This window comes from Alicyclobacillus pomorum DSM 14955 (genome assembly GCF_000472905.1).
Lineage (GTDB): Bacteria > Bacillota > Bacilli > Alicyclobacillales > Alicyclobacillaceae > Alicyclobacillus_A > Alicyclobacillus_A pomorum.
In genome coordinates this window covers 1-18,985 of the sequence record NZ_AXAR01000014.1, presented here as the reverse complement: position 1 = coordinate 18,985, position 18,985 = coordinate 1, and the positions used below count along the sequence as shown (strand labels likewise).

The window sequence follows — 18,985 nt, the reverse complement described above, 5'->3', positions numbered from 1 at the left end:
AAAAAGGCGAAGTCTCATCCCGAAAAGAGGTTGATGACATGGAAAAACACCGCGTGATGATTCTCGGTACAGGCCCTGCCGGGTTGACGGCAGCCATTTACGCAGCACGTGCGAACCTGGACCCCGTCGTTGTGGAAGGCAACGAACCGGGCGGCCAGTTGACATTGACTACAGAAGTAGAAAATTTCCCAGGATTCCCTGATGGCATCATGGGACCGGAATTGATGGACAACATGCGCAAACAGGCGGAGAAGTTTGGTGCCAAGTTTGTCGCTGGCTGGGTGACGTCGGTAGACTTGAGCCAACGTCCGTTCAAGGTCACTGTAGACGACACCAAGCAGTTTGAGGCAGAAAGCTTGATTATCTCCACTGGCGCTTCCGCCAAGATGCTCGGCATCCCCGGAGAATCGGAGATGATTGGGCGAGGCGTTTCTACGTGTGCTACGTGCGACGGCTTCTTCTTCCGCAACAAGAAGATCATCGTGGTGGGCGGCGGAGACTCCGCGATGGAGGAAGCCACCTTCCTCACCAAGTTCGCGTCTGAGGTCACCATTGTCCATCGTCGCAACGAGCTGCGCGCCTCCAAGGTGATGCAGCAGCGCGCTCGTAACAACCCGAAGATCAAATGGGTGATGAACGTAACGCCAGTGTCCGTGAAGTCTGACGGGAACAAGGTGAGCGGCCTGGAAGTCAAGGATAATGCGACGGGTGAAACGCGCGTCCTCGAGACCGAAGGTATTTTCATTGCCATCGGGCATTCCCCGAACACCAAGTTTCTCGCGGGCCAAATTGATCTCGACGACGTCGGCTACATCAAGACGGACGGCGTGAGCACGGCAACCAGCGTGGAAGGTGTGTTTGCCTGCGGTGACGTCATGGATCCGCACTACCGCCAAGCCATTACTGCGGCTGGCAGCGGCTGTAAAGCAGCGATGGATGTCGAGCGGTTCTTGGAAGGTTCGAGCAGTCACGACTGGTCTGTGTCAGCAACGGCGAATCAGTAAACGAGAGGCCACATATCAAATAGACCATTGCAGCGGGCTGTCCCCAAAAGCATCATGATGGCTTTGGGGACAGCCTAATTTTGTGAAGTTCCATTACATACAATGAGACAGTCATCATCACGCACTTCGGTGACGCCACAGGTACATCAGCGATTTGCAAGTCGCTCACGTATTCCGTTGTTGTTCCAGTGCTAGATTCGACGCAATATACAAGTCAAACTTCGCTGTACGCTTCTTACCTCCGCCTTTGTGCGTGAGCTGCAACTGGATGTTCTCAAACAGACTTCTCAGCAGTTGGTTGCGGAGTGCTGGGGTGGAGAGTGTTCGGTACAGATCCGACCAGCGTTCGATGGACGACAGGTGGGTCCGTACTGTATCTTCACCCACCCGGCACCCACCATCTGCTGCTTGCTTCGCGTCTGCCGCCACGTGCACCTTGGTTTTCGCGGCAGCTAACTGTCGCTCATATTGCGCCTTTGTCTCCAAATACTCTTCCTTCGTCAATGTGCCATCCAGCAACAATTCGCGTGCGCGTTGCAGCCGGGCGGTCAGTACGGTGGCATCCGTACCGCCCCATTCCCGACGAATGGACCTCAAAGGATGGCGCGCATCCACTTTGTGTGTTTCCGCCGCCAAGGTCGCTTTGTCAAAGTGCAAACAGTCCATGGCGTTTATCAACTGTGCTTCGCAATCTCGGTACTTCACCGCGTACCGACACCTTGGGCAGTACAGGAATTCCTTGACGTACACTGACGTGTGTCCGTCTTTGCGGTGGTATTTACGCCGAGATCCCTGTCGGACCAACTTCCCACCACAGTCGTGGCAGTAGATGAGTCCCGCTAATTCCCAAAGCGTCTTATGTGCAGCAACGGGCGGAGACTGGACGCGCCGCTGTTGGTTCCGTTGACACGCTTCCCATAGCGCTGGATCTACCAATGGCTCAAACGCATCCTCGACGACAATGTGATCTCGCTCTGGACGTCGCACGACTTTGCCGGTGAGCAGATGGCGCTCGGTCTTGCGAAACGTCAGCGTTCCGCGGTACGCGGGATTGCGCAGGATTCGGCGGATGACTTCGGGATGCCATTCCCGTTTGCCCCGCGGACTCAAGTGCCCGTGCTGCTGCAGGCGGGCTGCAATCCACCGGTACCCCAATCGCTCCTCTCCATACCAGCGAAAGATCTGGCGAACAATTTCTGCTTCGTCTTCGTCGGGTTCCAGGGTCTGCGTTCGCGGATTGTACCGGTATCCGTACGGTACAGACCCGGCCACCCAGTTGCCGCGCGCTGCGCCATCGTATTTGCCTTCCGTTAGTCGCCACAGCGTCATCTCGTACTCTTCGCGGTGAAAGAACAGGGAGAATCGGATCATGCGGAGATCACTGAAATTGCGTGGATCATAAATAGAGTCCTTGGTGATGATAAAAACCCGCTTTTGCCGAACCGTGTCGTAGACAATCCCCATGTCGCTGTAGCTGCCGCGGCCGAGGCGGGACAAGTCTTTGCACACGATGGCCTGGTACGTGTGACCGAGCTGCGGCAACAGGCCGCGGAACACCGGGCGCTGTGCGATACTGTCCCCGGACGCCACTTCTTCAGCAACGTCGTATTCCACATCGAAACGGGAGAGCACGTCGGATACCAACATCTCGCGCTGCTTTGCCAGGGTGTCTTCGCCACGGCGCTCCGCTTCCTCATCTTCCCGCGATTTGCGGACGTAACAAACCACTTTGCGGATGGTTGGCGGCAGTCCAGCCAAGGAAACCCCTCCTCCCACGGTGATACTCTTTGTATATGATCCCATCACATCAATCAGTCGAGTCCGTCGCGCGCTGCATGTCGAAAGATGGCGAAGGCATACAGTGGAGTAAGGCAGGGGGGAAGCACTTGGATATGAAGGAAGTTTGTCTGCAGACGGCCATTGGGAATGTCGTGGTCCGAAGTGGTCCCGTGCCAGATGCCGGATCGCCTAATGTCAACGCCGCGCGCACTCAGCGAGTCTACCGAGACGCAGCACGGTCTTTGCTGGAGGATACTCAATGGGCCACAGTTGGTGAAAACGACGCAAACGACACTGCTCAGCCGCTTGACCCATGAGTAGCATCCTGTCACCAACGCTGAAATGATTGTGGCGCATACCAATGAGTCGGAGTACCGGGCGTTCATCTCCAACAGGAAGAACGAGGCGCTGCAGTCGCGCATGATTGTCATGCCGGTGCCGTACAACCTCCGCGTCGATGACGAAGTCAAAATTTACGAAAAACTCATCAAGCAAAGCGACTTGAAAGATGTGCACATTTCGCCGCACGCGCTCAAGACGGCCGCCATTTTCTCGGTTCTGACGCGACTGAAACAACCGAAGAAACAGGGCGTCGATTTGTTGAAGAAGCTGTACCTGTACAACGGTCAGTCGGTAGAAGGGCTGAAAGATACGGACGTAAAGGAACTCCGTCACGAGTATCCTGACGAAGGAATGTCCGGACTGGATCCGCGCTACGTCATCAACCGTATTTCCACTGCACTGATTCGCAGGGACACGACGTGCATTAATGCACTCGATGTGCTGCGCGCGATGAAGGACGGACTCGACCAACACGCGGCGATTTCCAAGGAAGACAAGGAGAGATTGCTGAACCTCGTCGCGGTCGCGCGCAAAGAGTACGACGAAATGGCCAAGACCGAGGTGCAGAAAGCGTTCGTGTACTCGTACGAGGAATCCGCGAAGACATTGCTCGAGAACTACCTCGACAACGTGGAAGCGTACTGCAGCTGGCAGAAGTTGAAAGACCCGCTGACGGGCGAGGAAATTGATCCAGACGAGAAGCTCATGCGCTCCATCGAAGAGCAGATTGGCATTTCCGAAAATGCCAAGAAGACGTTCCGCGAGGAAATTCTCATCCGCATTTCGACGTACGCGCGCCGCGGGAAGAAATTCGACTACCACTCGCACGAGCGGCTCCGTGAGGCCATTGAGCGGAAACTGTTTGCCGACTTGAAAGACGTTGTCAAAATCACGACGTCCAGCAAGACGCCAGATGCCATGCAGTTGAAAAAGATCAACGAGGTCACCGCACGCCTCATTGACGAGCACGGGTACTGCCCGGTGTGCGCCAATGAACTCCTTCGCTACATCGGAAGTTTGTTGAACCGGTAATCACAGATGAAATCGCATCACGCTGGTGAGGAGGGATGCACGATGTCGGGTACACAGTTCACTTTGCAGAAGGACGACTGGTCGCTGCACCGCAAAGGCCAGCAGGACCAGCAACGGCACAATGAAAAGGTGAAACAGGCTATCAAGGAAAACCTAGGAGACTTGATCAGCGACGAGAGCATCGTCATGAGTGACGGACGGCAAATTGTCAAAATCCCCATCCGCTCCCTTGAGGAGTACCGCATCCGTTACAACTTCAACAAAGGGAAGCATGCCGGAACTGGGGATGGCGACACGCAGGTTGGAGACGTCATTGCACAAGGCAAGCCAGACGCCCAAGGTACGGGGAAAGGACCAGGGAAGGGCCAAGGCGCAGGAGATGCGCCTGGGCTTGACTACTCCGAAGCCAACGTTACGTTGGAAGACATTGAATCCATTCTGTTTTCCGAGTTGGAACTGCCGAACCTGGCTCCGAAACAACCCGACCGGGTGACTGTGGACGACATTGACTACAAGGACGTGCGCAAGACCGGGCTGATGGGTAACATTGACAAGAAGCGGACGTTAATCGAGTCCATCCGGCGCAACCAGTTGAACGCCACGGGCCGCGTGCAAATCCTGCCGGACGACCTTCGCTTCAAGACCTGGGAGGACGTGCGCAAGCCGGACTCGTGCGCGGTCGTCCTTGCGATGATGGACACCAGTGGAAGCATGGGACTCTTCGAGAAGTATTGCGCGCGCACTTTCTTCTTCTGGATGACGCGGTTCTTGCGGACTAAGTACGAGACTGTCCAGATCCGCTATATCGCGCACCATACGGAAGCCAAAGAAGTCACGGAAGAGTACTTCTTCACAAAGGGTGAAAGCGGGGGCACCATTTGTTCCTCAGCGTACGATCTTGCCTTGCGGCTGATTGAACGGGAGTACCCGTCGTCGCAATACAACTTGTACCCAATTCACTTCTCCGACGGCGACAACCTGACGTCCGACAACGAGAAGTGTGTAAAGTACGTCACACAGCTGTGTGAGTTGTCGCAGATGTTCGGATATGCCGAAGTCAATCAGTACAATCGAAGTTCGACATTGATGAACGCGTATTCCAAGTATCACCATCCGAACTTCCGCAACTTTGTGATTCGAGAGAAGTCAGCCGTCTACAGTGCGTTGCGGCACTTCTTCTCGCAACGAGCGGGCGAGGTGAAACCAGCATGAACCAGGCGGAAATGGTTGAGCTGGAAAAGAGTATTGACCAGATGATGGAGATTGCCCGTGGATACGGGCTCGATTTTTATCCCATGCGGTACGAGGTGTGTCCAGCAGAGGTCCTGTACACGTTCGGCGCATATGGTATGCCTACGCGGTACACGCATTGGTCGTTTGGAAAGTCGTACCATCGCATGAAGCTGGAGTACGACTTGGGCCTTAGCCGCATTTACGAATTGGTCATCAACTCGGATCCATGCTACGCATTCTTGCTCGACGGCAACACATTAATGCAGAACATGACCGTCTGTGCCCACGTACTCGCGCATTGCGACTTTTTCAAAAACAACAGTTCGTTCTCGCGCACGTCGCGAGACATGGTCGATAGAATGGCGTCCAATGCGCAGCGATTGCACGCATACGAAATGGAATACGGACGATCCCGCGTGGAATCCCTCCTCGACGCCGGCATGGCTCTGCAGGAGCACGTTGACGCATCCGGATACGTGGAGCGGAAGCAGAAGATGCGTGGCAGGCAGCAGGAGAGGACACGACATCGGGAAAGCAGGAGCGGATCGCCCTATGATGATCTTTGGGCTTTGGACGGAACTGGGGCGCCGCAGGAACCGGAGAAGGAAGTCCCTGCACGTTTTGCCGGGCTGCCGACCAAGGACATTATGTTGTTCCTGATTGAGCACAGTTCCGTGCTCGAAGAGTGGGAACGCGACGTACTGTCTGTCCTGCGCGAGGAGATGCTGTACTTCTGGCCGCAGTTAGAGACCAAGATTATGAACGAAGGTTGGGCCACCTACTGGCATTTGCGGATTATGCGTGACCTCGACCTCAATGAGTCAGACACCATCGAGTTTGCCAAAATGCACTCGGGCGTCGTGCTTCCGTCCCGAACCTCTATTAACCCATACCACCTCGGGCTCGCCATGTGGGAGAACATTGAGAAGCGGTGGAACGAGCCGACGGAAGAAGAGCGAAAGCGGTTTGGGCGCGAGCCAGGTAAGGGCCGCGAGAAGATGTTTGAAGTGCGGGAGATGGAAAACGACATCTCCTTCCTGCGCAACTACCTGACGAAGGACCTTGCTCAGGAGCTGGACTTGTTCTTGTTTCAAAAGGTTGGCAACGATTGGCGCGTCGTGGATAAAGAGTGGGAACACGTGCGCGACCAATTGTGCGCGTCTCGTGTGAATGGCGGCATCCCTGTACTGTACGTAGAGGACGGAGACCACAATCGCAACGGAGAGCTGTACATCCGCCACGCCTATGAAGGCATGGAATTGGATGTGAAGCACCTGGAGAAAACACTCCCCTACTTGTACCAGCTGTGGGGGCGCAACTGCCACTTGCAAACTGTGGTCGAAGGCCGCGAAGTGGTGTTCACGCACGATGGGAAGAAGACGCAGCGCAAGTTTTTGTAAATGTACCAATGAGCATTTGGGAGATAGGTGGTACGTTCACCTGTCTCCTTGTTCCGTGTCCTTCGACCGTCCTTATGCACGAATTCAATGGGGGGCATGGAACACTTTGGCGTTGCAGTTTGACGGGACAAGCTGAGACCAGCCTTTGTGGGGGGCAGCCTGAGCCGGATGCGTAGGACTATTCTACGTCTGTGATTCTTTCACAGAATTATTGGACTCCCTTTATGATCCAGAGGACGACGGCGCGGGCAGTGACGACATTGATCCTGCATTATGGGAACAGATCCTACGAAATGCGAAACAGGATTAAGGCGATAAAATTACGTCTCAATTAGAGGCTAAGTTAGGACGAAAGTTGAATGGCAGAGATTCGTTGGCGGTGGCCACACGGCGAGGTCGATACTGTATCACAACGCATGAGAAGCTAAGCGTCTTTACACATTGAGCCACGTTACTTGGTAGAAGTTTTGCGGTGGACCGACGTAACACTCACTGTGTTGGGAGTTTCTTCAGGATTCAATGGGTTGCCAGCACGAACATCGAGTGATGTTAAAAAAGGCCGTAGATTCAGGGGATACGAAAGCTGGACATCACCCCTCGTTCGCATTACCATGGATTTTGTGACGCGGAAAGCGTTGATATGCGCATTACAACGGAACATTCAAGAAAGGTGTTCACTCCGCGGAGTGACATAATAGGGAAACCGGTGAAAGTCCGGTGCGGTCCCGCCACTGTATGGGTGAGCCTCGACTCTCGATGCCACTGAGCGCGTAAACGCTTGGGAAGGTGAGTCGCCGGTGACGACCCCGAGCCAGGAGACCTGCCTTTCTTGTACACCCTGTACCTACGGTCGATAGGTCGGTGTCGCTGCACGAAGGTGCAATGACGGCTATCTGCCTTAGGCAGGTAGCTTCTTTTGTTTACAATATTTTCAAATTCCATCGAAGTAACATCGTATTTGATTATCGCTGAATTTATCTGTTGATAGGAGACGTAACGTTGGTACCCAACATTGTTGAACGGTGTGCGAGGATTCCTGAGCTGCATGTCGACGTGATGCAGAAGGCGCGCAATCGGCTGGATGACCTGACGAAGCCGCTTGGCAGTCTCGGGGTCTTGGAAGACGTGATTGTCCACCTTGCTGCTATGACTGGACAGGTGATCCCTTCTTTTAACAAGCCCGTTGCTCTTATGTTCGCGGCTGACCACGGCGTGAGTGAACAGGGTGTGTCTGCGTATGGCAGCCAGGTGACTGAAGAAATGGTAGTCAACATGTGCATGGGCAGTGCTGTGAGTAGCGTTCTGTCGCGTGCCCAGAACGTGACGTTAAAAGTGGTGGACGTCGGTGTACGGTCGCGGGTTCGCCATCCCAACGTAATTGTCCGGAAGGTCGCACCAGGTACCAAAAACTTCGCTTCGGAGCCCGCCATGACCTTGGAACAGGCGTATCAGGCCGTGGAAATTGGCTTTGACATCGCGGAAGAGTCGATTCGCGCAGGGGCGGACATTGCTGTCATTGGTGAAATGGGGATAGGCAATACCACCGCGAGCACAGCGATGATAGCCAGTCTTCTGCGCTTCCCTGTGGACCAACTTGTGGGTGTAGGGACCGGAATATCTGAGGATCGGAAACGAACGAAGACAGAGTTGATTACCAGAGCCCTCCAACTGCATCAACCGAATTCGGACGACCCTTGGGATGTGTTGACGAAAGTGGGAGGATTCGAAATCGGAGCCATGGCAGGCGCGTTCATCGCGTGTGCAAGCCATCGGGTTCCTGTCATTTTGGACGGAGTGATTACGAGCACGGCAGCGCTTTTGGCCAATCGTATCAATCCGCATGTCAGGAACTACTTGATTGCTTCTCACCGCTCTTCGGAACCTGCTCATCAATATGTGCTGAAGGAGTTAGGCCTATCTCCCCTTGTCGAGTGGGGGATGCACCTTGGGGAAGGATCAGGGGCATTGTTTGTTCTTCCTGTGATTCAGAATGCCTGCAAGGTTATGGCGGAGACTGCAACCTTTGAGGATGCAAGGGTGTCGAATCCCCACAAAGCGACTTCAGGTGTACAACCTCTTCCGTCAAAACCAGAAGCAGAGACTTTGAAAAGTCCTGTTGTACGGGATTTTGACGACGCCGAGCGAGAAGCCGTCTACAAAGTGATTCTGGCGCGGCGTGACATACGGTCTTTTCTGACGGAACCGATTCCTGACGATGTGCTGGAACGGATTCTTATTGCCGCACATCATGCACCTTCGGTTGGATACATGCAACCGTGGAACTTTATCTTAATTCGAGACAGAGAGCGCCTAAAGCAAATCCAGCGGGTCGTTGAGCGAGAACGGGTCCGAGCTTCGGAGAACTATCAGGATCTCAAGCAAGAGTATTATCTTCGGTTAAAAGTGGAAGGTTTATTGCAAGCGCCAATCACCATCTGCGTGACGAACGATTCCAGTCGTGGTGGACCGCACGTGCTCGGGCGTAACACCATTCCCGAAACGGACTTGATGTCCACGTCCTGTGCGATTGAAAACATGTGGTTAGCGGCGCGAGCCGAAGGTGTCGGAATGGGATGGGTCAGCATTTACCAAAAGGAGGATATTCGACAGATTCTCAACATCCCAGACCATATTGACCCTGTTGCGCTACTGTCCATCGGGTACACGGCTCACTTTCCAGAGATTCCGCTACTGGAACGTGTTGGATGGAGAAATCGCCTGGATTTACAGACTTTGATATACCACGACTTTTGGGGGAACCGGGAGGAATCAAAGGAATGAGAATATATACCCGCGGTGGAGACAAAGGACAGACTGCACTTATCGGAGGACAGCGGCGCTACAAGAGTGATGCACGCGTGGAGGCTTACGGCACGGTGGATGAGGCGGGCGCGTTTGTTGGCCTCGCACTCAGTCATCTCGATGAAGCGTCTGAAAAAGACATCATGGATCTCTTGTATCAGGTTCAGCAGACGTTGTGGGATGTCGGTGCTGACTTAGCGGCTGTACCTGGTGCAGAATACACGTTCCGCACCCAGGAGGATGCGGCTGCAAGTTTGGAACCGTTCATCGACAGGTACAAAGAGGAATCGGACAAAGTCACGAAATTTATCTTGCGGGGCGGAGACCAAGCTGCAGCTTATCTCCATGTTGCCTGTACTGTGGTCCGCCGCGCGGAGCGCCGGGTTGTGTCGCTCATGCAGGAAGAAGAGATTTATCCGCCTACGTTGAAGTACCTCAACCGTTTGTCTGATTTGCTCTTTGTATTGGCGAGGGCCGTCAATGCGAGGAGACAACAGAAGGATGTACTCTATGAGAACAGCACCGATGTGTTTCGGGAAGGCAAGCGTAGAGGTTGATGGGCTGGAGACCAGGGACAGTCAACTCCGTCGTCACAGTTCGTGGCAATTCGACGAAGGCGATTGACATTGTTCCGTCGATTCACTATGATGCAAACGAAATTGAAAAGCTCTTCAGGTGCTCTGTTCTACAGAGATAATAGGGAAATCGGTGAAAGTCCGGTACGGTCCCGCCACTGTAATCAGCGTTTTGTGGATCAACGTCACTGCGTTTTCGTGGGAAGGCGTTTGATGGGTTCCGCGAGCTGAGAGTCAGGAGACCTGCCTGAAGAGAGGTAGAGCGAAACCTTCGAGGAGAGGTTGCGTTGGAGGATATGTTCATCCCCTTCCGACCACAACCACTCTCTGCCGCTGGGCAGGGATTTCTTTTTTGAAGGACATCCCATAGAACATCAGGAGGTATCTCGATGAAAAAGTCAGTCGCCGCAATTCCCGTTGCTGTCATGGCCCTCGCTGTCATGGGGATCACAGGGTGTGGAACAAACACATCTTCGTCGTCAAATTCGTCGAACCAGGCGAAGACAACAAACACATCGCAACAATCCGCATTTCCCGTGACATTGAAGGACGATGCGGGTCACACGGTCACGGTTTCGAAGCGCCCAGAACACATTGCCTCCACCACGGAAGGTACCGACGAAATCCTGTCTGCACTCGTTCCGAAAAAGGACATTGCGCTCGTCACCACGTACGCTAGCGATCCGACCTATTCCAACATCACTTCCTTTGTCAAAGGCATTCCTGCCATTCAACAAGCGAATGCCGAGCAAATTCTCGCCGCCAAACCAGATCTCGTTTTGACAGCCTCTTATACAAAACAAGGTGTCGTAAATCAGATAGAACAAGCCCACGTTCCGGTCTATGAGTTTAACGACTTTAAATCCATCAGCGACATTGAACGCAACATCGAAGTTGTCGGGAAGCTTGTCGGAAATGAAGCCGGTGCAAAAAATGTGGTTCACAGCATGGAAGAAAAACTTCAAGCTGTTGAGAAGGCACTGAAAGACGACAAGAAGCCGAAGGTACTCGATTACAGTTCTTTTGGATTTGCTGCAGGTTCATCTACCACTGTGAACGACGTCATTGTGGATGCCGGTGGCATCAACGCCGCAGCGCAACTGCAAGGATGGCAGAAAATTACGGACGAAGAAATCGTCAAGCTCAATCCGGACGTCTTCATTGTCACGGACGACGACAAAGCTTTCATTCAAAAAATCCTTTCGGATCCCAAGCTTAAGACGGTGTCTGCGGTCAAGAATCACCGCGTGTACAGCGTCAAGGGTGCTGACTTGATGAGCGTGTCACAATATATCACCCGGGGGGTTCAGGATGTGGCCAAGGTATTGCATCCGACTGCCCAGATTAGACAATGAGTACAAGTCGTATTCGGTGGGCGTTTGTCACCCTCAGCATCGCGCTTTTCATTGCCGCCGTACTTGAATTGTCGTTCGGTCCCATGATGATTCCGATGGCAAGAATTCCATCGGATATTTGGAGCTTGTTGCACGGCGGAAGCGGTACGGACGAGGTTGTCCTCGGCTCCATTCGGTTGCCCCGTCTTCTCGTGGCTGCCTTGGTTGGGGCAGGGCTTGCAAGTACGGGCGCCGTGCTGCAGGCGATATTTCGCAACCCAATGGCAGATCCGGCCATTATTGGCGTGTCAAGCGGCGGATCGCTCGGGGCCGTGCTCACCATCCAATTCGGATTGTCGCAACTATCCCAGTGGTATACGCCACTGGGTGCGTTTGCAACAGGACTTATTGTCGTCTTTGTGATCTATCGTCTGGCCACTTTCAGGGGCAGAACGTCCATCTATTCGTTGCTCCTGTCCGGTGTTGCCATCAGCTCGTTTTGTAGTTCCGTCGTCACACTCGTGTTGTCACTGGCCCCGTTGGACATGATGCAGCAAATGTTGTTTTGGCTGATGGGGGGGCTCGATGGAACGACTTGGAGCGAGTTTTTCATCCTGGCGGTGTTTGTCAGTGCTGGACTCATCATTTATCTCCTTCAGGCACATGCGCTAGATGTTATATCCATTGGAGAAGAGCAAGCTGAGGGCGTTGGCGTGTCGCTTCAGTACACCAAGCAAATTACGCTTACGACGTCAGCCTTTGTGGTTGGCGCTTGTGTCAGTTCCACCGGTGTGATTGGGTTTGTCGGACTCGTCGTGCCTCATCTCCTGCGTTTGTGGATTGGTCCTTCGCATCGGAACCTGATTGTGGCATCCGCAATCGGAGGGGCGCTTCTCTTGCTGTTATCTGACCTCGTGGCAAGGATGGCCTTACTCCCGGTTGAACTCAATGTCGGCATTGTGACATCGTGCCTAGGCGCGCCATTTTTCTTGTACTTGTTGAGGCGGCAAGAAACAACAATGCATCGGGGGTGATGTCGGTGGGGGAACGTTGCGCATTGCTTGAACTTCAAAACGTGTCGTATCACGGCATCTTGCACGACGTGAATTTGGCGTGGTCGCACGGACAATTCGTTGGGCTGATTGGCCCCAATGGGGCAGGCAAGTCCACCCTGTTACGCATCCTTGCAGGCATCTGGCGCCCCACGACGGGCAGCGTATACCTCAATGGCAAGGCATTGAGTGACATGTCTGCTCGTCGCCGCGCCAAAGAGATTGCCTATTTACCGCAACACATGCCTGAGGACGTGGCGTTCACAGTAGAACAATACGTCGAAATGGGGCGTTATGCCTACCGAACACCCTGGGGACATTTGGAACCTGAGAGCAAAGAAGCGGTGACCAATGCCCTGAATACATTGAATTTACTAGATTACCGGAATGCGCACCTGCAACGTCTATCCGGCGGGGAGCGGCAACGTGCAGGCATTGCTCGCTGTATCGCGCAAGGGAGTCCCATCATCCTCTTGGATGAGCCCATATCAAGCTTGGATTTGTATTATCAAGTGGACATTCTTAGGCGGCTGCAACGCCTTTCCCATCAGGGTTATCTTATCGTGACAGCGATTCATAACCTGGAACTTGCGGCTCGCTATTGTACTCGGTTGGTTCTGCTGCATCACGGGCGAATCTACGCCCATAGCTCACCGAATGATGTGTTAACCGAGCGAGCGTTACTCGATGTGTTTCAGGTTTCGGCAAAGACGTACGCAGATCCTTATGACGGTTTTTTACGCGTGAGCTATCCGTCGTGATGGCGTGTTCAAAGGAGTGGTGAAGGTGGGGTGCACGTTTGTTCTCGGTGGAGCGCGGAGTGGAAAGAGCACCTTTGCAGAACAATGGGCGGGGCGTTTATCAGAGCTTCATTCACTGCCTGTCACCTACGTTGCGACAGCGCAATCTAGTGATGACGAGATGGAAGAACGAATCCTTCGCCACCGCCATCGACGACCGCAGGATTGGCTGACGGTGGAAGAACCGCTGGATGTAGCAGACTGGATGATGAAACAGAGCGAACCCACGGTGATTCTCATTGACTGCCTCTCTCTCTTGCTCAATAACTGGATGTTTGTCGAGCGGTGCTCCGAGCGTCAGTTTTTTGCCAGGCTGGAGCAGTTGGTGGCCGCCATCTCGCAATGTGTCCATCCCATCGTCGTCGTCAGTAATGAAGTGGGGCAGGGTATTGTCCCTGGCGATCCGGTATCCAGACAGTATCGGGATTGGCTGGGACTGTTAAACCAAGCTGTGGCCAAACAGGCTGACTCGGTCATTTGGGTGGTCGCGGGCATTCCGGTGGACCTCAAAAAACTTCAGGTAGAATTACCATAATTCATGGAAGACGAAGGCCAAACGTTGTGCTCATTCTTGGCTGTACTGGAGGAAGACTCGTGTTCGCTCCAATCAGATGGTTGATTCTCGCCCTACAATTCGCAACCATACTTCCCACGCCATCCGTCCGGACTGCCACAGAACGAGATATTCGTTGCAGCGTGGTGTGGTTTCCGGTGATTGGAATGTTGCTCGGCGTTCTACTGTGGGTATTCCAATCCTTTTTTGTCCACCACATGCCGTCTCTGGCGGCAAGTGTAGTCTCTCTATCCATCTACACGCTCGCCACGGGGGCTCTCCATTTAGATGGCCTTATGGATACTGCCGATGCAATGGGAAGTAGACGTCCGCGAGAAGCGGCGCTCGAAATCATGAAAGACAGCCGCGTGGGGGCGATGGGCGTCGTGGTCTGTCTCTTCGCCATCCTGGGTAAATGGTCAGCCATCGCGAGCATCTCTCCCGACCATTGGGAGCCTTTCGTGGTTGTCCCGATGATGTCACGGTTGGGTATGATTTGGTCGATGGTCGTTGCTCCGTCGGCTCGGAGTCAAGGTCTCGGCGCCTTGTTCGCACGGAAAATTCCAAGATGGACAGTCGCGGTCGCCACCTGTCTGTGTGGCGCTGTCTGTGGGCTCGTCCTACCGTTTCAGCAGTGCCTCTGGGTTCTGCTCTATGCCATCCTAACGGTCACGCTCTTTACCGGTTGGATGGTGCATCGCTTTGGCGGTACGACGGGAGACACGTATGGCGCGTTAAACGAAATCATGGAATGGGTAGGTTGGTACGTGTTTCTTTGTGCTAGTGCTTGAAGAAAAAGCTCCTACAAACCGAGCAGATTTGTAAGAGCCATGATGCTGCTTTTTCGTCCTCGGCGACATTGAAAGCCATAGATCCCAGCTTGATAATGGTATTTACCTTCAAAATTTCCACCCTCCTAGTGAACTCAGATCAATCCCAATGTATGACCACCTTACGATGAGTCATTGGACATGTATCCGCGGGCAGGGGTGGAATTTTTCGTTCGCAGTCAGCGCCAATCCATGCCGGATTCACACCTCATTGGCCTGCCAAACCGCTTCTCCGTCCTTGTAGTTCTCCCGTTTCCAAATCGGCACTTCCTTCTTCAAACGCTCAATCAGCATGCGAGCCGCCTCAAAGGCCACATCTCGGTGAGGGGAAGCAGCGGCGCAAATGACGGCAATCTCCGTCGGTTTCAGGGTGCCAATGCGGTGCCATTGCAACGTGATGGTGCCCGGGTATTTCTGCTTGACATCAGCTTCTATGCGCCGCATATGCTCAATTGCCATATCTACATACGCCTCATACTGTAATGACACGGTTTGCCGTCCCTTTGTCCACTCCCGGACGGTGCCGACAAACAGCACGGTCCCACCGCAATAGACACTTTCCAATTGCGCAAATGCCGAAGCGACGTCCAGTGGTTCATCCACAACCCGGCATGAATCGAACTCGTCGCAGCTTCCACCACCCACAGGGGGAATAAACGCGATTTCGTCCGTGTTTTGAATCAGCGCGTCGTCTGGAGCGTATTCCCGGTTGACCGCGACAAGGCAACGGCCGATTTCGTCCGCACATTGAGGATAGGCTCGGATGACGGCTTGTTTGAGTCCGAGTACCGTCATCTGGTGATCTCCGTCGACAGCGATTTCTCGCTTTCCGATTCGCTCCGCGAGACCCGCAAATAGTTTTACCGTGACGCTCAAATCGAAACACCGCCCTTCAAATCATACGTAACTGGCAAGGATTGTTGTCCAAATCATACTGACGGCGCGAGGGAATTTCAACTGCCCGCGGAAGCGTTTGACCAGCGGCTTTAGGCTTTATTGGATAGGATGGCCGCGACACTATGTCCATTCTCTACCGCAATCGCTGCCTGAGGTCTGTGATATGATGATACATACGCACCAACCACTAAATACTTATCGGCCATAGGGTCGCTTCTGACGATGTGGTGCGTAAAAACCGCGGGTTGCGGTGTACGTCGCCTCATCGCGGATGGCTGGCTTGAAAGAGAGGGGGGAACGGGTTGAAACAATACCTGGATCTCGTGCGTCATGTATTGGAACATGGAACGCAAAAGGCCGACAGGACGGGCACGGGTACCCTGTCCACGTTCGGCTATCAAATGCGGTTCAACCTGGCGGATGGATTTCCGCTTTTGACGACCAAAAAGCTCACCTTTCGCTTGATTGTGACAGAATTACTGTGGTTCATCGCCGGTGATACCAACATTCGCTACCTGGTGGAGCACAACAACCACATCTGGGACGATTGGCCGTTTGAGGCCTACAAGAAAAGCCCTGAGTACGCCGGCGAAACGATGGAACAGTTCGCAGAGAAAATCAAACGGGACCCTACCTTTGCAAGCAAATGGGGAGACCTTGGGCCAGTGTACGGAAAACAGTGGCGCAGTTGGCAGGCTCCAGATGGGCGAACCATTGATCAACTCGCCAATGTGGTGGAGCAAATCAAGACCAATCCCAACTCGCGTCGATTGCTGGTTGTGGCGTACAATCCTGCCGAGGTAGACGACATGGCGCTGCCGCCGTGCCATTCCTTGTTCCAGTTCTACGTGGCCGACGGGAAGCTGTCTTGCCAACTGTATCAGCGTTCATCAAAGAGCGCCTTTAGGGGGAAACCCCTATCGAAAACTCTGCTAAACGGGGAACCTCTCACTGAGACAACCCCGTGCTAAGTTCCTGTCGTCTATAAAGACAGGATAAATGCCTAACGACTATCCCGAAAGGGAGTAGGGTGCAAGCGATTGGCACTCGAAACGCAGAGGACCGTATAGGTCGTGATATAGTCTCTTCTGCATGGTGACATGCAGCAGTTCCTTCGAGAACGGGCTAGGCGTAGCGAACCTAGCTGAAGGCGAAGTCCGCAGACATTTTTCTTGGCGTCCCATTTAACATTGCCAGTTACGCGCTCTTGACCCTCATGATTGCCCATGTCACAGGGCTCAAGCCCGGAGAGTTCATTCACACACTGGGCGATGCGCACATTTATAACAACCATATTGAGCAGTGCAAGCTGCAGTTGACGCGCGAACCGTATCCGCTGCCACAGGTCAGGCTGAACCCGAATGTGCGGAGTTTGTTTGACTTCACGCTGGAAGATATCGAGTTGGTCGGCTACCAAGCCCATCCGCACATCAAAGGAGAAGTGTCCGTATGATCTGCTTGATTGTGGCGATGGCAGAGAATCGCACCATCGGCGCCGAAGGCAAAATTCCGTGGCACATTCCTGGTGAATTGGCGTACTTCAAACGCGTGACGATGGGACATCCGATTGTGATGGGGCGCAAGACGTATGAATCCATCGGCAAGCCTTTACCCGGTCGGCCAAACTACATCGTGACCCGAAACCCGCACTACGTAGCGGAGGGGTGTCACGTGGTACATGAGATTCTTCCGATTCTAGAGCTGGCAAAGTCGCAAGACGTGTTTGTCATCGGTGGGGCGGAGGTGTACAAGCTGTTCCTCCCACACGCAGACAAGGTGTACCAGACGGTGATTCATCGGCACTACGACGGTGATGCCCACTTTCCGGAGTTGGAGGGGCGGTGGGAGCTCGTGAAGAGCCAGCCCGGTCCAAGTGACGTCGTACCACATACGTTCCAGGTATATCAAAGGATTCATTAATGAGCGATGGTCAGGGACGCGCTTCCTGACCATTCTTGTTATAGTACAGATACCCTTCGAAACAACCTGCGCCATTTCCACGGCAAGTGCCGAGCCCAGATTAAAGACCCGTCCAATAGCACATATCCCCGTTATTTCTCCGGTTTTGTACATGGCAGAAGGCTGTGACCTACAATCGTCCCAACTTTAACGGCTTTTTTGTGGAGTTGGGCACACAGTAGCCGTGGAAGACAAAAAATTTTCACAATTAACTGTATCATAACAGATTTACAAACATATTGATGTTATAGTACAGTACCAACATAAGCACGAAGGAGGAATTGACCATGACTCCTGTGTCCCCTGGGCGTGACAGTGCACCTTCAGACGAACAGCGCAAACAGTGCTGTTACTGTGGCAGAGAGTTTGACGAACAGGTCCCGTCGTACGCAGTGATCTGTGAGCGCTGTGTCAACATTCAAGATGAATACTCTCAATATTTGTAATGTTGTACAAAGTCGAAAGGAGTGGGTGAACTGGCCAAGATTCGCGAGCAAGTGGGGCAGGAGCGCTTCACAGGCGGGCGGTATCGGCAAGCCAGCGAACTGTTCTTGAACCTGACTGCAAACGACGAATTTGTCGAGTTTCTCACGCTGCCCGGATACACCTATTTGGATTAACCAATGAATCACATAGAGGAGGAAGATGGAGAGATGAGCCATTTTGAAACTGCGGAAGCGCTGAAGAAGTACTGGGAGACGGACAGCCGATGGAAGGGAGTCGAGCGGCCGTACAGCGCAGAAGATGTGCTTCGACTGCGTGGATCGGTCCATATTGAATATACCTTGGCGAAGCTGGGGGCCGAACGCTTGTGGAATCTGCTGCACACGGAGGACTTTGTGCGCGCACTCGGCGCACTGACAGGGAACCAGGCGGTTCAGCAGGTGAAAGCGGGCTTGAAAGCCATTTATCTCAGTGGTTGGCAAGTGGCTGCGGACGCCAACTTATCGGGTCACATGTACCCGGACCAAAGCTTGTACCCTGCCAACAGCGTGCCACACGTCGTGAAACGCATCAACCAGGCGCTGCTCCGTGCGGATCAGATTCAGCATGTGGAAGGCACAGGGAACGTGCACTGGTTGGCGCCGATTGTGGCCGACGCTGAGGCTGGGTTTGGCGGTCCGTTGAACGTCTTCGAGCTGATGAAGCAGATGATTGAAGCCGGAGCCGCTGGCGTCCACTTTGAAGACCAGCTCGCCTCCGAGAAAAAGTGCGGACACATGGGNGGCAAGGTGTTGATTCCGACGTCCCAGGCCATTCGCAACCTCACGGCGGCTCGCCTCGCGGCGGATGTCCTCGGCGTACCCACCATCCTGGTGGCTCGCACGGATGCAAACGGTGCGTTCCTGATTACGAGTGACATTGACGAGCGGGATCAGAAATTCCTGACAGG

The 18,985-nt window shown here is 53.7% G+C and carries 18 protein-coding genes, 2 pseudogenes and 2 riboswitches; of the genes and pseudogenes, 18 read left to right on the top strand and 2 right to left on the bottom strand.

Translation table 11 applies throughout. The features are described from left to right. Positions 1 to 38 precede the first annotated feature (38 nt). Positions 39 to 1,004 carry a thioredoxin-disulfide reductase gene (trxB, locus tag YWK_RS0113510; RefSeq protein ID WP_026965220.1) on the top strand — a complete coding sequence of 322 codons (966 nt, stop codon included), beginning with the start codon at positions 39 to 41 and terminating at the stop codon, positions 1,002 to 1,004. Positions 1,005 to 1,169: 165 nt separating this feature from the next. Here the strand turns inward: trxB and YWK_RS19940 are convergent, their stop codons facing one another. Next, the gene (locus YWK_RS19940; RefSeq protein ID WP_051375594.1) at positions 1,170 to 2,762 is read right to left on the bottom strand and encodes a recombinase family protein; all 1,593 of its coding nucleotides are present in this window, start codon (positions 2,760 to 2,762) and stop codon (positions 1,170 to 1,172) included. 128 nt (positions 2,763 to 2,890) lie between these two features. Between YWK_RS19940 and YWK_RS0113500 the strand changes: the two genes are divergently transcribed. The 11 genes and pseudogenes from YWK_RS0113500 (at position 2,891) to cobS (ending at position 14,697) form a co-directional block, all read left to right on the top strand. Further along, positions 2,891 to 3,100: a hypothetical protein gene (locus YWK_RS0113500; RefSeq protein WP_026965219.1), complete on the top strand. Its 210-nt coding sequence runs from the start codon at positions 2,891 to 2,893 to the stop codon at positions 3,098 to 3,100. Positions 3,101 to 3,122: 22 nt separating this feature from the next. Continuing rightward, positions 3,123 to 4,157 (top strand): annotated as a pseudogene (locus YWK_RS19935) (protein prkA); the annotation flags it as partial. Positions 4,158 to 4,199: 42 nt separating this feature from the next. After that, positions 4,200 to 5,369 carry a sporulation protein YhbH gene (yhbH, locus tag YWK_RS0113490; protein WP_026965218.1) on the top strand — a complete coding sequence of 390 codons (1,170 nt, stop codon included), beginning with the start codon at positions 4,200 to 4,202 and terminating at the stop codon, positions 5,367 to 5,369. Further along, complete coding sequence (locus YWK_RS0113485; RefSeq protein WP_026965217.1) at positions 5,366 to 6,790, top strand: SpoVR family protein; 1,425 nt, start codon at positions 5,366 to 5,368, stop codon at positions 6,788 to 6,790. Before yhbH ends, YWK_RS0113485 begins: the two co-directional genes overlap by 4 nt. Before the next feature lie 651 nt (positions 6,791 to 7,441). Then, positions 7,442 to 7,632: riboswitch (cobalamin riboswitch) on the top strand. A gap of 157 nt (positions 7,633 to 7,789) precedes the next feature. After that, the gene (gene cobT / locus YWK_RS22525) at positions 7,790 to 9,571 is read left to right on the top strand and encodes a nicotinate-nucleotide--dimethylbenzimidazole phosphoribosyltransferase (protein WP_245578617.1); all 1,782 of its coding nucleotides are present in this window, start codon (positions 7,790 to 7,792) and stop codon (positions 9,569 to 9,571) included. Further along, on the top strand, positions 9,568 to 10,149 hold the full coding sequence (locus YWK_RS0113475) for a cob(I)yrinic acid a,c-diamide adenosyltransferase (RefSeq protein WP_026965215.1): 582 nt from the start codon (positions 9,568 to 9,570) through the stop codon (positions 10,147 to 10,149). Before cobT ends, YWK_RS0113475 begins: the two co-directional genes overlap by 4 nt. A 99-nt stretch (positions 10,150 to 10,248) precedes the next feature. Next, a riboswitch (cobalamin riboswitch) is annotated at positions 10,249 to 10,432 on the top strand. Between the two features lie 124 nt (positions 10,433 to 10,556). Then, positions 10,557 to 11,522, top strand: coding sequence for an ABC transporter substrate-binding protein (locus YWK_RS0113470; protein ID WP_156909152.1), 966 nt, complete (start codon positions 10,557 to 10,559; stop codon positions 11,520 to 11,522). Continuing rightward, on the top strand, positions 11,519 to 12,535 hold the full coding sequence (locus YWK_RS0113465) for a FecCD family ABC transporter permease (protein WP_026965213.1): 1,017 nt from the start codon (positions 11,519 to 11,521) through the stop codon (positions 12,533 to 12,535). The genes YWK_RS0113470 and YWK_RS0113465 overlap by 4 nt, the downstream gene beginning before the upstream one ends. 5 nt (positions 12,536 to 12,540) lie before the next feature. After that, a complete protein-coding gene (locus YWK_RS0113460) occupies positions 12,541 to 13,314 on the top strand; it encodes an ABC transporter ATP-binding protein (RefSeq protein WP_051375593.1) in 774 nt (257 codons plus the stop codon). Between the two features lie 25 nt (positions 13,315 to 13,339). Further along, positions 13,340 to 13,888, top strand: coding sequence for a bifunctional adenosylcobinamide kinase/adenosylcobinamide-phosphate guanylyltransferase (gene cobU, locus YWK_RS0113455; protein WP_035467063.1), 549 nt, complete (start codon positions 13,340 to 13,342; stop codon positions 13,886 to 13,888). A gap of 59 nt (positions 13,889 to 13,947) precedes the next feature. Beyond that, on the top strand, positions 13,948 to 14,697 hold the full coding sequence (gene cobS, locus YWK_RS0113450) for an adenosylcobinamide-GDP ribazoletransferase (RefSeq protein ID WP_026965210.1): 750 nt from the start codon (positions 13,948 to 13,950) through the stop codon (positions 14,695 to 14,697). Between the two features lie 240 nt (positions 14,698 to 14,937). Here cobS and moaD read toward each other — a convergent pair whose 3' ends face one another. Next, the gene (moaD, locus tag YWK_RS0113440; protein WP_026965209.1) at positions 14,938 to 15,612 is read right to left on the bottom strand and encodes a molybdopterin converting factor subunit 1; all 675 of its coding nucleotides are present in this window, start codon (positions 15,610 to 15,612) and stop codon (positions 14,938 to 14,940) included. Positions 15,613 to 15,935: 323 nt separating this feature from the next. On the opposite strand from moaD, the pseudogene thyA (YWK_RS21550) reads away from it, so the two are divergent. The 6 genes and pseudogenes from thyA (YWK_RS21550) to aceA all read left to right on the top strand — a co-directional run. Next, positions 15,936 to 16,556: pseudogene (gene thyA / locus YWK_RS21550) on the top strand (thymidylate synthase); the annotation flags it as partial. Positions 16,557 to 16,849: 293 nt separating this feature from the next. Next, the gene (thyA, locus tag YWK_RS19925) at positions 16,850 to 17,086 is read left to right on the top strand and encodes a thymidylate synthase (RefSeq protein ID WP_415782824.1); all 237 of its coding nucleotides are present in this window, start codon (positions 16,850 to 16,852) and stop codon (positions 17,084 to 17,086) included. Then, positions 17,083 to 17,553 (top strand): dihydrofolate reductase, encoded by a 471-nt coding sequence (locus YWK_RS0113430; RefSeq protein WP_026965208.1) that lies wholly within the window; start codon positions 17,083 to 17,085, stop codon positions 17,551 to 17,553. The genes thyA (YWK_RS19925) and YWK_RS0113430 overlap by 4 nt, the downstream gene beginning before the upstream one ends. 326 nt (positions 17,554 to 17,879) lie before the next feature. Continuing rightward, positions 17,880 to 18,038 (top strand): hypothetical protein, encoded by a 159-nt coding sequence (locus YWK_RS22255; protein ID WP_211231411.1) that lies wholly within the window; start codon positions 17,880 to 17,882, stop codon positions 18,036 to 18,038. Positions 18,039 to 18,059: 21 nt separating this feature from the next. Beyond that, on the top strand, positions 18,060 to 18,212 hold the full coding sequence (locus YWK_RS21930) for a hypothetical protein (protein ID WP_156909151.1): 153 nt from the start codon (positions 18,060 to 18,062) through the stop codon (positions 18,210 to 18,212). A 33-nt stretch (positions 18,213 to 18,245) separates the two neighbouring features. Then, on the top strand, positions 18,246 to 18,985 hold a 740-nt coding region (gene aceA, locus YWK_RS0113415; protein WP_026965207.1), incomplete at its 3' end, for an isocitrate lyase.

Excerpts from the sequence above, each read along its gene's own strand:
- trxB (WP_026965220.1), top strand. The coding sequence starts at position 39 with ATGGAAAAACACCGCGTGATGATTCTCGGTACAGGCCCTGCCGGGTTG.
- yhbH (WP_026965218.1), top strand. The coding sequence starts at position 4,200 with ATGTCGGGTACACAGTTCACTTTGCAGAAGGACGACTGGTCGCTGCAC.
- YWK_RS0113485 (WP_026965217.1), top strand. The coding sequence starts at position 5,366 with ATGAACCAGGCGGAAATGGTTGAGCTGGAAAAGAGTATTGACCAGATG.
- YWK_RS0113475 (WP_026965215.1), top strand. The coding sequence starts at position 9,568 with ATGAGAATATATACCCGCGGTGGAGACAAAGGACAGACTGCACTTATC.
- YWK_RS0113470 (WP_156909152.1), top strand. The coding sequence starts at position 10,557 with ATGAAAAAGTCAGTCGCCGCAATTCCCGTTGCTGTCATGGCCCTCGCT.
- YWK_RS0113465 (WP_026965213.1), top strand. The coding sequence starts at position 11,519 with ATGAGTACAAGTCGTATTCGGTGGGCGTTTGTCACCCTCAGCATCGCG.
- thyA (WP_415782824.1), top strand. The coding sequence starts at position 16,850 with ATGATTGCCCATGTCACAGGGCTCAAGCCCGGAGAGTTCATTCACACA.
- YWK_RS0113430 (WP_026965208.1), top strand. The coding sequence starts at position 17,083 with ATGATCTGCTTGATTGTGGCGATGGCAGAGAATCGCACCATCGGCGCC.
- YWK_RS22255 (WP_211231411.1), top strand. The coding sequence starts at position 17,880 with ATGACTCCTGTGTCCCCTGGGCGTGACAGTGCACCTTCAGACGAACAG.